Source organism: Streptomyces sp. NPDC086554 (assembly GCF_040686095.1).
Taxonomy (GTDB): Bacteria; Actinomycetota; Actinomycetes; order Streptomycetales; family Streptomycetaceae; genus Streptomyces.
Genome location: NZ_JBFBJK010000012.1, coordinates 226,086 through 238,592 on the forward strand (window position 1 = coordinate 226,086; position 12,507 = coordinate 238,592).

The 12,507-nt window shown below is 72.0% G+C and carries 15 protein-coding genes; 12 read left to right on the forward strand and 3 right to left on the reverse strand.

Features of this window, described 5'->3' with window-relative positions:
- Positions 1–29: 29 nt before the first annotated feature.
- Positions 30–1,136 carry a DUF5937 family protein gene (locus tag AB0O76_RS21950; RefSeq protein WP_365493684.1) on the reverse strand — a complete coding sequence of 369 codons (1,107 nt, stop codon included), beginning with the start codon at positions 1,134–1,136 and terminating at the stop codon, positions 30–32.
- A 238-nt stretch (positions 1,137–1,374) separates the two neighbouring features.
- Here AB0O76_RS21950 and AB0O76_RS21955 point away from each other — a divergent pair, with 238 nt between their 5' ends.
- Positions 1,375–1,635 carry a hypothetical protein gene (locus AB0O76_RS21955; protein ID WP_365493687.1) on the forward strand — a complete coding sequence of 87 codons (261 nt, stop codon included), beginning with the start codon at positions 1,375–1,377 and terminating at the stop codon, positions 1,633–1,635.
- Here AB0O76_RS21955 and AB0O76_RS21960 read toward each other — a convergent pair.
- The gene (locus tag AB0O76_RS21960; RefSeq protein WP_365493689.1) at positions 1,592–2,830 is read right to left on the reverse strand and encodes a beta-eliminating lyase-related protein; all 1,239 of its coding nucleotides are present in this window, start codon (positions 2,828–2,830) and stop codon (positions 1,592–1,594) included. The two genes, AB0O76_RS21955 and AB0O76_RS21960, sit on opposite strands and share 44 nt — an antisense overlap.
- A 147-nt stretch (positions 2,831–2,977) precedes the next feature.
- Here AB0O76_RS21960 and AB0O76_RS21965 point away from each other — a divergent pair, with 147 nt between their 5' ends.
- From AB0O76_RS21965 to AB0O76_RS22015, 11 genes are all read left to right on the forward strand, one after another.
- Positions 2,978–3,916 carry a DUF2520 domain-containing protein gene (locus AB0O76_RS21965; protein ID WP_365493691.1) on the forward strand — a complete coding sequence of 313 codons (939 nt, stop codon included), beginning with the start codon at positions 2,978–2,980 and terminating at the stop codon, positions 3,914–3,916.
- A complete protein-coding gene (panC, locus tag AB0O76_RS21970; RefSeq protein ID WP_365493694.1) occupies positions 3,913–4,914 on the forward strand; it encodes a pantoate--beta-alanine ligase in 1,002 nt (333 codons plus the stop codon). Before AB0O76_RS21965 ends, panC begins: the two co-directional genes overlap by 4 nt.
- On the forward strand, positions 4,911–6,623 hold the full coding sequence (locus AB0O76_RS21975) for an L-aspartate oxidase (protein ID WP_365493697.1): 1,713 nt from the start codon (positions 4,911–4,913) through the stop codon (positions 6,621–6,623). Before panC ends, AB0O76_RS21975 begins: the two co-directional genes overlap by 4 nt.
- Entirely contained in the window at positions 6,620–7,609 is a 990-nt protein-coding gene (gene nadC / locus AB0O76_RS21980; protein ID WP_365493700.1) for a carboxylating nicotinate-nucleotide diphosphorylase, read from the forward strand. Before AB0O76_RS21975 ends, nadC begins: the two co-directional genes overlap by 4 nt.
- 7 nt (positions 7,610–7,616) lie before the next feature.
- Positions 7,617–8,423: a type III pantothenate kinase gene (locus AB0O76_RS21985; protein WP_365493703.1), complete on the forward strand. Its 807-nt coding sequence runs from the start codon at positions 7,617–7,619 to the stop codon at positions 8,421–8,423.
- A gap of 102 nt (positions 8,424–8,525) precedes the next feature.
- On the forward strand, positions 8,526–8,882 hold the full coding sequence (locus AB0O76_RS21990; RefSeq protein WP_365493706.1) for a hypothetical protein: 357 nt from the start codon (positions 8,526–8,528) through the stop codon (positions 8,880–8,882).
- A gap of 158 nt (positions 8,883–9,040) precedes the next feature.
- On the forward strand, positions 9,041–9,706 hold the full coding sequence (locus AB0O76_RS21995) for a hypothetical protein (protein ID WP_365493857.1): 666 nt from the start codon (positions 9,041–9,043) through the stop codon (positions 9,704–9,706).
- A 13-nt stretch (positions 9,707–9,719) separates the two neighbouring features.
- Complete coding sequence (locus tag AB0O76_RS22000; RefSeq protein ID WP_365493708.1) at positions 9,720–9,890, forward strand: hypothetical protein; 171 nt, start codon at positions 9,720–9,722, stop codon at positions 9,888–9,890.
- Positions 9,891–10,044: 154 nt separating this feature from the next.
- A complete protein-coding gene (locus AB0O76_RS22005) occupies positions 10,045–10,464 on the forward strand; it encodes a BlaI/MecI/CopY family transcriptional regulator (RefSeq protein WP_365493711.1) in 420 nt (139 codons plus the stop codon).
- 9 nt (positions 10,465–10,473) lie between these two features.
- The gene (locus AB0O76_RS22010) at positions 10,474–11,007 is read left to right on the forward strand and encodes an amino-acid N-acetyltransferase (RefSeq protein WP_365493714.1); all 534 of its coding nucleotides are present in this window, start codon (positions 10,474–10,476) and stop codon (positions 11,005–11,007) included.
- A gap of 224 nt (positions 11,008–11,231) precedes the next feature.
- Positions 11,232–11,570, forward strand: coding sequence for an Lsr2 family protein (locus AB0O76_RS22015; protein WP_365493717.1), 339 nt, complete (start codon positions 11,232–11,234; stop codon positions 11,568–11,570).
- Here AB0O76_RS22015 and AB0O76_RS22020 read toward each other — a convergent pair.
- Complete coding sequence (locus AB0O76_RS22020) at positions 11,549–12,142, reverse strand: SCO3374 family protein (RefSeq protein ID WP_365493721.1); 594 nt, start codon at positions 12,140–12,142, stop codon at positions 11,549–11,551. The two genes, AB0O76_RS22015 and AB0O76_RS22020, sit on opposite strands and share 22 nt — an antisense overlap.
- Positions 12,143–12,507 lie beyond the last annotated feature (365 nt).

The following is a 12,507-nucleotide window of genomic DNA, read 5'->3' on the forward strand; positions in this document are numbered from 1 at the left end:
GGCCCCTGAGGCCCGTTGCGAGAACGGCCCTAGCGCAGCACGCCCTCGATGAAGTCGCTGCCCAGGCGGGACACCACGCCGATGTCCAGCTGATGCTGCACATAGCGCCCGCGGCGCCGCGTCGTGACGAGCCCGGCCTTCTTCAGGACGCTGAGGTGACGTGACACCTCGGGCGCCGTCAGGCCGTGCGCGTCCGCAAGCTCGCCCGTGGTGTACGCCCCGCGCGCGAGGTGGCGGCACAGGCGCATCCGGGCCGGGTGGGCGAGCGCGGACATGCGGCGGGTCAACTGCTCCACGGAGGGCGGGGCGGTGAGCCCGGGGCCGCTGATCGGATACGTGATCGCGGGCTGCCAGCCATAGCGGTGAAGCACCATCAGGTGGGGCCAGCCGAGGCTGGTCGGGACGAGCACGAGGCTGCCGTCGCCCGTGACCGTGCGCCCCTCGGTGATCTTGTCGAAGGTGATGAGCCGGGCGTCCTCGTCCAGGGAGGCCGCACCGGACACCGCCTTCAGGGCCTCGGCGAGGCCCTTGCGGCGCAGCAGGTCGGTCTTGTGCCGGGCGTCGGCGGCGAGCTGGTGCTGCAGGCGCTCCCAGGTGTCCGCGAAGAACGCCTCGTCGCAGTCCTCCACCAGCTGCCGGAACCAGGCGCGGACCGCGGACGGGTCGTCGAGCAGCCGCCGGGTGAAGCGCACCTGGTGGGGGCCTCGGGCGGCGGCGAGCTCCAGGGCGCGCTGCTGCACCTCCGGGGTGCCCAGGATGGAGCGGTTCGGCTCCGCGTACGACGACTGGCAGGTGAACTCCAGGGCGGCGTCCACGAATTGCTCGTCCGTCAGCTTGTCGAGGAGGTCGAGCTCCTCGGCGAGCGTGGCGCCCGGGAGCGCCTGCCTGCCGGGGATGCCGGCGAACGGCGCGAAGACGTCCGAGAACGTCGTGCGCCACAGGAAGTCCGCGTCGCACATGCGGTCCGCGAGGCACGGATCGAGGCGCGCGGACACCGCCGTCGCCCAGCCCTGGAGCCCCGGGTGGTGGCCCGGCTCCGCCAGCGCGTGCAGCGCCATGCCGAGCTCGGCCAGGGGCGAGGGCACGACGTGAATCCGCTCCGGGAGCAGCCCGGTGATGTCGATGCTCACGCTCATGGCCCCATGGTGCACCCCGCCACCGACATCCCCGCCGTCGATTGACGGTCGGCGTCAATCGACGCGACGGCGCGGGGTCGGCGGGCGCAGTCTGTGGTGAGCGGGCCGCAGCAAGCGGGGCACAGCACCCGGGGACCTGCCCTTCCCGCACCCTCCATGCCCTTCATGCGTCGACTCTGCTTCCCGTCGACCCACGAGTGCCCGATAAGTACCATTTACCCCGAAAGGCGAGGTCATCATGAGCATCACGCAGCAGTACCTCCTCGACAGCTACCGCGCCGCCCAGCACGACGAGCGCACCCCGCCCGCCCCCGGTCAGCACGACTGGCAGGTCATCCGTGAGGTGCGCGGCTACGGGCGCTTCCAGGCCGTCGTCGAGGAACGCCCCGCCCATGGATGGATCCGGGCCGCCCTGGCCCGGCTGGCCCACTCCGTCCACCTCGGCCGGGGATCCGTCAGCCGGGGATCCGCCGCACGAACTCCGCGACCGCTTCCTTGACGTCGTCGGCCGTCCACTCCAGGCCCGCTCCGGCCACGGTGACCTCGGTGACCGAGAGGCCGGGCGGCCCGTCGGAGAACCAGCGGCCGAACAGCAGGGTCTTGGTCTCCTCGGCCTGGGCGAGCGACGCCTCGGTCAGGACTTCGGAGTCGTACGGCAGCCAGACCTGGAACTGATGGGTGTGCGGCTGCTCGGGGTGCACACGCGACCACGGCACCCCGGCTGCCGCGAACCCTTCGCGCAACGCATCGGCCACCACGCGCGCGTGGGCCACGTATTCCGGCAGCCGGGGCAGCGTGTGCTTCAGGCCGAGCAGCGCGGACACGGCGGTCGGGAACTGCTGGAACAGCTGGCCTCCGTAGCGGTGGCGCCACACCCTCGCCTCCTCGACGAGCGTGCGCGGCCCGGCGAGCACGGCGCCGCTGAGGCCTTCGAGCGACTTGTAGAACGACACGTACACGGTGTCCGCGAGTGCCGCGATCTCCGTAAGGGGGCGGCCGAAGTGCGGCGTGCACTCCCACAGGCGTGCGCCGTCGAAGTGCACGACCGCGTCGCGTTCGCGGGCCGCCTCCACGACCTCTTCGAGCTCCTCCCAGGACGGCAGGACGAAACCGGCGTCCCGGAGCGGCAGTTCGAGCATCAGCGTCCCGAAGGGCTCCTCGAAGTCCCGCACTTCGTCGGCCGTGGGCAGCCGCGGCTCCCTCGTCGGGTGGACCGTGCGCAGACCGCTCACCACGGAGAGGGCGCCCCCTTCGTGGACCTCGGGGTGCGCGACCGGGTGCAGGGCGACCGTCGCATTGCCGGTGCGGCCCGCCCAGCAGCGCAGGGCGACCTGCTGGGCCATCGTGCCCGTCGGGAAGAAGGCGGCCGCCTCCTTGCCGAGCAGCCGCGCGACCTCGTCCTCCAGGGTGGCGACGACGGCGTCGCCATAGACGTCGGTGGGGTCGTCCGGGCCGACGACCTCGTGGGCCGCGGCCGCCAGGGACGAGAGGCGCTCGGCGAGCGGCACGACCAGGGGTGAGCGGTGCAGGGCCCGGGCGGCGCCTCGCTGGGCCGCCGCCGAGCGCCGGGCGCGCCCGTCCGGATCCTCCGCAGAGCCCTCCGCAGAGTCCTCCGCAGGTCCGTCCCCGAACGCTTCGGGCTGATGCGTGGGCTGTTCCTGGGGGCGCTCTTCTTCCGCCTCTTGCGCAGTCATCCCCCGAGCATGGCCTGCCCGAGGCCACCAGTCATACGAATACCCACAGGCTGTGGACAGCCGAAGACGCGCCACGGACCGATCGCGTTAGCATGACGAGAAATCGTCCGGTACCCCGAGCGGACTGGAACGGGAAGGCGTCATCGCGTGAACGCACCTCATCAGCCAGACCCGCGGGACCGCCCCGCGAGGCTCACGGTGGGCGTCGTGGGAGCGGGCCGGGTCGGCCCCGCGCTCGCCGCGGCGCTCCAGCTCGCCGGGCACCGCCCGGTCGCCGCGTCCGGCGTCTCCGACGCCTCCGTGCGCCGGGCTGCGATCCTGCTGCCCGACGTCCCCCTCGTCCCGCCCGCCCAGGTCCTCGAGCGTGCCGACCTCGTCCTCCTGACCGTGCCGGACGACGCCCTTCCGGGCCTGGTCGACGGCCTCGTCGAGACCGGTGCCGTCCGCCCCGGCCAGCTCCTCGTGCACACATCGGGGCGGTACGGCACGAAGGTGCTCGAACCGGCGCTGCGGGCCGGCGCCCTGCCGCTCGCGCTGCACCCGGCCATGACCTTCACCGGCACCCCCGTGGACGTACAGCGCCTGGCCGGCTGCTCCTTCGGCGTGACCGCCCCCGACGAGCTGCGGCTCGCGGCCGAGGCGCTCGTCATCGAGATGGGCGGCGAGCCCGAATGGATCGCCGAGGAGTCGCGGCCGCTCTACCACGCGGCCCTCGCGCTCGGCGCGAACCACCTGGTCACGCTGGTCGCCGAGTCCATGGAGCTGCTCCGGGACGCAGGCGTCGAGGCCCCCGACCGGATGCTCGGCCCGCTGCTCGGCGCCGCGCTCGACAACGCGCTGCGGTCCGGCGACGCCGCCCTCACCGGACCCGTCGCCCGCGGGGACGCGGGCACCGTCGCCGCCCACGTCGCCGAGCTGCGCAAGCACGCCCCGCAGACCGTCGCCGGATACCTGGCGATGGCCCGTGCCACCGCCGACCGAGCGCTCGCCCACGGACTGCTCAAGCCGGAGCTCGCCGAGGACCTCCTGGGGGTCCTGGCCAACGGCGCGGGCGGGGCCGGCGACACCGAGGGAGAGAGCCGATGACCGCCCTCCTGCACACCGCCGACGCCCTGCGCACGCGCACGCGTGAGGGACACCGCGCCGTCGTCATGACGATGGGCGCCCTGCACGAGGGCCACGCCACGCTCATCCGCACCGCGCGCCGCATCGCGGGCGACGAGGGCGAGGTCGTCGTCACGGTCTTCGTGAACCCTCTCCAGTTCGGCGCGGGCGAGGACCTCGACCGCTACCCGCGCACCCTGGACGCCGACATCAAGATCGCCGAACAGGAGGGCGCGGACTTCGTGTTCGCCCCGTCCGTCGACGAGGTCTACCCGGGCGGCGAACCCCAGGTCCGCGTCAGCGCGGGACCCATGGGCACCCGCCTCGAAGGGGCCACCCGCCCCGGTCACTTCGACGGCATGCTCACGGTCGTCGCCAAACTCCTCCACCTCACCCGCCCCGATGTGGCGCTGTACGGACAGAAGGACGCCCAGCAGCTCGCCCTCATCCGCCGCATGGTGCGGGACCTGAACTTCGGCATCGAGATCGTCGGCGTACCCACGGTGCGCGAGGACGACGGCCTGGCGCTCTCCAGCCGCAACCGCTACCTGTCCGCGGCCGAGCGGCGCACCGCCCTCGCGCTCTCCCAGGCCCTCTTCGCGGGCCGCGACCGGCACGCCGCGCAGGAGGCCCTGCGCGCACGGGCGGCGAGCGCCCCCGCCACGCACGCGCGTGCCGCCGCCCTGAACGCGCTGGGGGAGTCCCGCGCCGCCGCCGACGCGCACGCCGTCGCCCAGTCCGTCACGCCGACCGTGCCCGGCGGCCCCGCGGCCGTCCGCGCCGCGGCCCGCCAGGTCATCGACGAGGCGGCCCGCCGCCAACCGCCGCTAGAGCTCGACTACTTGGCGCTTGTCGACCCGGCCGACTTCACGGACGTGCGTCCTGACCACACGGGCGACGCGGTCCTCGCCGTGGCGGCCAAGGTCGGCGCGACCCGGTTGATCGACAACATCCCGCTCACGTTCGGAGCCACCGCATGAGTGCCACCGGAATACGGCTGCACGCCCCCGCCCCTGGATGGTCCCTGGACGCCGACATCGTGGTCGTCGGCTCCGGAGTGGCTGGCCTGACCGCCGCCCTGCGCTGCTCGGCGGCCGGCCTGAAGCCGGTCGTGGTCACCAAGGCCCGCCTGGACGACGGCTCCACGCGCTGGGCCCAGGGCGGCATCGCCGCGGCACTCGGCGATGGCGACACCCCCGAACAGCACCTGGACGACACGCTCGTCGCGGGCGTGGGCCTGTGCGACGAAGAGGCGGTGCGCACCCTCGTCACCGAGGGACCCGACGCCGTACGCCGCCTCATCGAGACCGGCGCCCACTTCGACACGGGCCCCGAAGGCGCCATCGAGCTGACCCGCGAGGGCGGCCACCACCGCCGCCGCATCGCGCACGCGGGCGGTGACGCGACCGGCGCGGAGATCTCCCGCGCCCTGGTCGAGGCGGTACGCGCGCGTGGCATACCGACCGTCGAGAACGCCCTGGCCCTCGACCTCCTGACGGACGCCGACGGCCGCACCGCCGGAGTCTCCCTGCACGTCATGGGCGAGGGCCAGCACGACGGAGTGGGCGCCGTGCACGCCCCCGCGGTGGTCCTCGCCACCGGTGGCATGGGCCAGGTCTTCTCCGCGACCACCAACCCGTCCGTGTCCACGGGCGACGGCGTCGCACTCGCCCTGCGCGCGGGCGCCGAGGTGAGCGACCTCGAATTCGTGCAGTTCCACCCCACCGTGCTCTTCCTCGGTGCGGACGCGGAGGGCCAGCAGCCGCTCGTCTCCGAAGCCGTGCGTGGCGAGGGCGCGCACCTCGTGGACGCCGACGGGGTGCGCTTCATGGTCGGGCAGCACGAGCTCGCCGAGCTGGCGCCCCGCGACATCGTCGCCAAGGGCATCACGCGCCGCATGCAGGAGCGGGGCACCGACCACATGTACTTGGACGCCCGGCACTTCGGCGCCGAGATGTGGGAGAGCCGCTTCCCGACGATCCTCGCTGCCTGCCGCGCGCACGGCATCGACCCCGTCACCGAGCCCATCCCCGTCGCCCCGGCCGCGCACTACGCCTCCGGCGGCGTCCGCACGGACCCGCACGGACGCACCACAGTGCCGGGCCTCTACGCCTGCGGCGAGGTCGCCTGCACGGGCGTGCACGGCGCCAACCGCCTCGCCTCCAACTCCCTTCTGGAAGGCCTGGTCTACGCCGAGCGCATCGCCGCGGACATCGCCGCGCGCCACGCGGAGAATGCCCTCCACGCGCGCGTGCCCGCGCCGAGGGACCACCCCGACGCCCCCGAGCACCCCCTGCTGCCGTCCGAGGCCCGCTTCACCATCCAGCGCGTCATGACCGACGGCGCCGGAGTGCTCAGGTCCGCCGACTCCCTATCCGGGGCCGCGGCCCGGCTCGCCCGCATCCACGCCGAAGCCGCGGGCGCGCTCGCCGAGGACGGCAAGACCGCCGAGCCCGGCGTCGACACGTGGGAGACGACGAACCTCCTGTGCGTCGCCCGCGTCCTGGTGGCCGCCGCGCAGCGCCGCGAGGAGACCCGCGGCTGCCACTGGCGCGAGGATCACGCCGACCGCGACGACACGGCCTGGCGCCGCCACATCGTCGTACGTCTCAACGCGGACCGGACGCTGGCCGTGTGGACGACCGAGACCCCCGACTTCCCCCCGACGACAAGACTTCAGGAGAAGTGACCGTGAGCAGCACCCCCGACCTCCCCATCGCCCCCGTCGGCGGCGGCTGCGGCGACGCCTGCGGCTGCGGCGGAGACGACGCCTACGACCCGATGGAGTGCGGACTCGACCCCGCCCTCGCGCAGCTCCTGGCCGACGCCGGGCTCGACCCCGTCCAGGTCGAGGACATCGCGCACATGGCGGTCTCGGAGGACCTGGACGGCGGCGTGGACGTCACCTCGGTCGCCACGATCCCCGAAGAGGCCGTCGCCACCGGCGACTTCACCGCGCGTGAGGCCGGCACGGTCGCGGGCCTGCGCGTCGCCGAGGCCGTCATCTCCCTCGTCTGCACGGACACCTTCGAGGTCGAGCGGCACGTCGAGGACGGCGAGCGGGTCGAGGCGGGCGACAGGCTGCTCAGCGTCACCACCCGCACCCGCGACCTGCTCACCGCCGAGCGCAGCGCGCTCAACCTCCTGTGCCGCCTCTCCGGTATCGCGACCGCCACGCGCGCGTGGGCCGACGCACTCGAAGGCACGAAGACCAAGGTCCGCGACACCCGCAAGACGACGGCCGGCCTGCGCGCCCTGGAGAAGTACGCGGTCCGCATGGGCGGCGGCGTCAACCACCGCATGTCGCTCTCGGACGCGGCCCTGGTGAAGGACAACCACGTAGTGGCCGCCGGCGGCGTGGAGCAGGCCTTCAAGGCCGTACGCGACGCCTTCCCCGACCTGGCCGTGGAGGTCGAGGTCGACACCCTGCACCAGCTGCGCGAGGTCGTGGACGCGGGCGCCGACCTGATCCTCCTGGACAACTTCACGCCGGGCGAGACCGAGGAGGCCATCGCCATCGTGCACGGCCGCGCGATCCTGGAGTCCTCCGGCCGCCTCACCCTGGAGAACGCCCGCGCGTACGCGGACACGGGCGTCGACTTCCTCGCGGTGGGCGGCCTCACCCACTCCTCCCCGATCCTGGACATCGGCCTCGACCTGCGCGCGGCGGAGTGATGACGACATGCTGCTGACCATCGACGTCGGAAACACCCACACCGTCCTTGGCCTCTTCGACGGCGAGGAGATCGTCGAGCACTGGCGCATCTCCACCGACGCCCGCCGCACCGCCGACGAGCTCGCCGTGCTGCTCAACGGCCTGATGGGCATGCACCCGCTGCTCGGCGACGAACTGGGCGACGGCATCGACGGCATCGCCATCTGCTCGACGGTCCCGTCCGTCCTGCACGAACTGCGCGAGGTCACAAGGCGCTACTACGGAGACGTGCCCGCCGTCCTCGTGGAGCCCGGCATCAAGACCGGCGTACCGATCCTCATGGACAACCCGAAGGAGGTCGGCGCCGACCGCATCATCAACGCGGTCGCGGCGGTCGAGCTCTACGGAGGCCCCGCCATCGTCGTCGACTTCGGTACGGCGACGACGTTCGACGCGGTCTCCGCGCGCGGCGAGTACGCCGGCGGCGTCATCGCCCCCGGCATCGAGATCTCCGTAGAGGCGCTCGGTGTACGCGGTGCGCAGCTCCGCAAGATCGAGCTGGCCCGGCCGCGCAGCGTCATCGGCAAGAACACCGTGGAGGCCATGCAGTCGGGCATCCTGTACGGCTTCGCGGGCCAGGTCGACGGTGTCGTACAGCGCATGGCGCGCGAACTGGCGGGCCCCGGCGGCGATCCCGACGACGTCACGGTCATCGCGACCGGCGGCCTCGCGCCGATGGTGCTCGGCGAGGCCTCGGTCATCGACGAGCACGAGCCGTGGCTGACCCTGATCGGCCTGCGGCTGGTCTACGAGCGCAATGTTTCCCGCAGTTGACCGTTTCCGCACCTGAGCGGGGTTGCGCACACAACCCTCCGCCCCATACAAGAGTCTGCGCAGGGACGGGAGTTGGGCGGGTGTCTAGTGGGCGTGGGGCAAATGGGGCGTAGCGGAAGAGCGGCCGCGGCGGTGGCGGCCGCGGTGCTGATCGGGTTCGCGGGACCGGCAGGGACGGCCACCGCGGTGCACGCCGTGCCCACGCCCCCGATCGTGACCACGATCCACGCCGACGGCCCCGGCGCGACCACCGCGCCCGCGGCGGCCACCACGTCGCCGTCGAGCGCTTCGGGCACGCCCGGCACGACGAGCGCGCCCGGAGTCGCCGAATCACCGGCCCCCGACGGCACCATGGCGGACACCGGCGCAGGCGTCCTCCCGTGGATCGCCCTCGCCGGGGCCGCGGCGCTCGGGGTCGGCGCGGTCGCCTTCGCGATGGTCCGCCGCCGCGCGGACTGAGCCGGGGACCTGGACCCGGACCCCCAGGACCGCCAGGCCCCCCAGGACCGCCAGGCCCCCCCGCAGCCAAGCCACGCCAAAGATTGGCGTTAAACCGATTTTGTCCGTTTAGAGCGTATCGTCGGCCCATGCCCACGCCATACGGTTCCCGCGGCGGCATGGCCTTCAGTGCGGAGGAGCTGCGTGTGCTCCGCCGCGCTCTGGCCCTCGCCCTGCATCCCAGCCCCGTCTCCGACGAGGACGTCAAGGACTGCCTCCGCCTCGCCGACTCCGTCGACGAGGCGGCGCGCGAGGGCTCCAGGCTCCGCGCCTTCCTGCTGGCCGACCTCGCCCGCTACCGGGCGGCCCTGCCCGGCACCGCGACCAGCTACCTCGCGCTCCTGGAGGACGTCATCGGCTCCGGCTACCAGCCGGGCCCCGACGACCTCGCCGCGCTGCGGGCGCTGCGCGGCAACCCGGTCGCCACCGCCCTCCTGGAACGCTGCCGCGCCCTCGCCGAACGCGACGTACGCGCCCGCCTGTCGGGGCGTACGGCCGTGGAGACCATGGCCGCCCCGCGGTCCCGCGTCCGCGCGTCGCGCACGCGCCTGCTCGCCCTCCCCGGCGGCCGCAGCGAGGCGGAGGCCCCCGCGGCACCCAAGCCCAAGCCCAAGACCCCGGCAGCCCCGGCCCGCCGGCCGGCCGCACCCGAGCCGGGCCGCCCCGTGCCGACCCCGGCCGAGGTCTTCCCGCCCAAGCGCCGCCCGGCGGACCCGGCGGAGCCTGCCGACCCGGCGGCTCCGGCAAATCCGGCGGACCCGGCGCATCATCTCGTGGCGGGCTAGCTACTCTGGGGGCATGGACTACGTCTCCGCGCTCCTGCCCCCCGTAGTGATGGCCGTGTTCTTCGGCGGTCTCATCGTGACGATCGTGAAGACCCAGGGCGGCGCCAACAAGGCCAAGGAGGACGCGGCGGTCGACGCGGCGGTCACCCGCGCCGAGGGCGTCCGGCAGTCTCCGCAGCCCTGACCACGGCGGACTCCCGGTGACCCCGGGTCACCCCTCACGCACGCACGGCGTACGACTCGCTCACATTCCGAGTCGTACGCCCTTTTTGTTGGGTAAATGACACCTCCGCCACGTCCGTCACGGCATTAGTGACATCTCCCACTATTGTTCTGGTGTGCCTCGCCCCTTGGGAGAACTCGAAGACTCAGTCATGACACGGGTGTGGAAGTGGAACCGCCCCGTGACCGTTCGGGAAGTCCTTGAAGACCTTCAGCAGGAACGGTCCATCGCCTACACCACTGTCATGACCGTTTTGGACAATCTCCATCAGAAGGGCTGGGTGCGCCGCGAAGCGGAAGGCCGTGCCTATCGATATGAGGCGGTCTCCACTCGGGCCGCCTACGCGGCCGCACTGATGAACGAAGCATGGTCTCAGAGTGACAACCCCGCGGCCGCTCTTGTCGCCTTCTTCGGCATGATGTCGCCGGAACAGCGCGAAGCGCTCAACGACGCGGTGCGCATGGTTCAAGGGCCGAACGTTCAGCCACCGAACCCGCCGAACCCCGGCGCGGCGGAGGGCGAAGCAGAACGATAGCGTCCGGTCATGCCAGCAGAACCCCCTGAACTCAGCGCAAAAGCAGTCTCCGTACGCAGGGCGCGCACCGCCGATGTCCCGGCCGTGCGCGACCTCCTCGACTCCTACACCCGCCAGGGGATCCTGCTCGACAAAGCGACCGTCGCGCTTTACGAGTCCATCCAGGAGTTCTGGGTGGCGGAACGCGACGACAACGCCGAGGTCGTCGGCTGCGGCGCCCTGCATGTGATGTGGGAAGACCTCGCGGAAGTGCGCACACTCGCGGTGAAGCCCGATGTCAAGGGCGCCGGAGTGGGACATCAGGTGTTGGGTAAGTTGCTGCAGACCGCTCGCTGGCTCGGTGTCCGGCGGGTTTTCTGTCTCACCTTCGAAGTCGACTTCTTCGCGAAGCACGGCTTCGTGGAGATCGGTGAGACGCCGGTCGACGGAGATGTCTACAGCGAGCTGCTGCGTTCCAATGACGAGGGCGTCGCCGAGTTCCTCGGCCTCGAACGAGTGAAACCGAACACCTTGGGCAACAGCCGGATGCTTCTGCATCTGTGATCGTCGCTGCGTATTCCGAACGCCTGCTGCCCCGGTTCCCTATGTCCGAAACGCGCATGTTTCCTGGGTTCTCGGGGTCCCCGGTCTCTCCCGGGGGTTTGTGTTTTTCCAGCAAAAGCGGTTTGCTTTCCGATGTACTGCAGTACTGCATATAACAGGGGGCGGCGATTCAGCGGCTCACGCCGCACGGTCCGGCCCTGAAGTTATCGATGAAAGGAAATCCGGTGGCACAGAAGGTTCAGGTCCTTCTTGTCGATGACCTCGACGGTGGCGAGGCGGACGAGACGGTCACGTTCGCGTTGGACGGCAAGTCGTACGAGATTGACCTCACCACGTCGAACGCGGACAAGCTCCGCGGTCTTCTTGAGCCTTACCTCAAGGGCGGTCGTCGTACCGGTGGCCGTGGTTCGGCCGGGCGCTCCAAGGCCCGTGCCGCAGCAGCGAGCGGCAGTCAGGACACCGCGGCCATTCGCGCCTGGGCGAAGGAGAACGGTTTCGAGGTCAACGACCGCGGCCGTGTCCCCGCGTCCATCCGCGAGGCCTACGAGAAGGCCAACGGCTGACGACGGCCCCGTCGCAGACGGACCCGGTGGCACTGCGTTGCCGCCGTGTCCACAAGTCGTACGAGACCGGAGCCCACGGCGGGGTCGCTGTGGGGCACGGTGCCACCCCCCACGCAGTACAGGGACGGCAGTGCCGGCAGCGTCGGCTCCACCTCGCACCCGGGCTCTGGGGGGCGCAGCCAGACGGCCGCCCCCCGCGAGCCGGACCACCCCGGGGGCGTGGGCGCATCGGTCCGCCCACCCGCCCCGACGGCTGTGAGCTCCAGCGGGATGTCACCCCACTCCAGCCACTCCAGGAGCCCCGGCAGTTCCTCGGCGCTCCCCGCGGCCACGAAGAGCCGCATCGATTCCCCGCGCAATGCCACCGGAGCCTTCGGCCCGAGATGCCGCAGCGCGGCGAAGCCGGCCTCCGCGGGAAGTTCGAGCACATCGAAGCGCAGCCCCGTGAGCAGCCGTACCGGCAGCCCGGGACGCGGATCCTCGGTCGCCCAGCCGAGCTCGTTCTCGTACCACTGACGCACCGGATCGCTCTGCTCGTACGGCAGGCGGGGCTGGGGAACGGTGAGGGCCATGTCTGAGCAACCGCCCGAAGGGCCGACGGGTTACGCAGGGTGCCCGGACGAACGCGCAGAGTGTCCGGATTGGGGGCGTAAAAGCGTGTTCGGCGGCGCAAGGGTGTTCGCCCGTAGCGGAGGGAACCGGGGTGCGCCGCATGGAGTGTCAGTCGTTACGGGTAAGACATCCCTAGTGGGGAGGGGCGACACGCGCGCAAGGCCGTCTCACGTTCGCCATCGGCGTAGCCGTGGCGAGGGTAAGTGCCTGGCCTGCGGGAACATCGTCTCGCACCATCGGGTTGGAGCAGTTGTCGGCGTTCGGGGTCAGGAGGCACCTCTTGTTCTCGGCCGGGTGTCGGCAGTTGGAATGAGCGGTCCCCGCT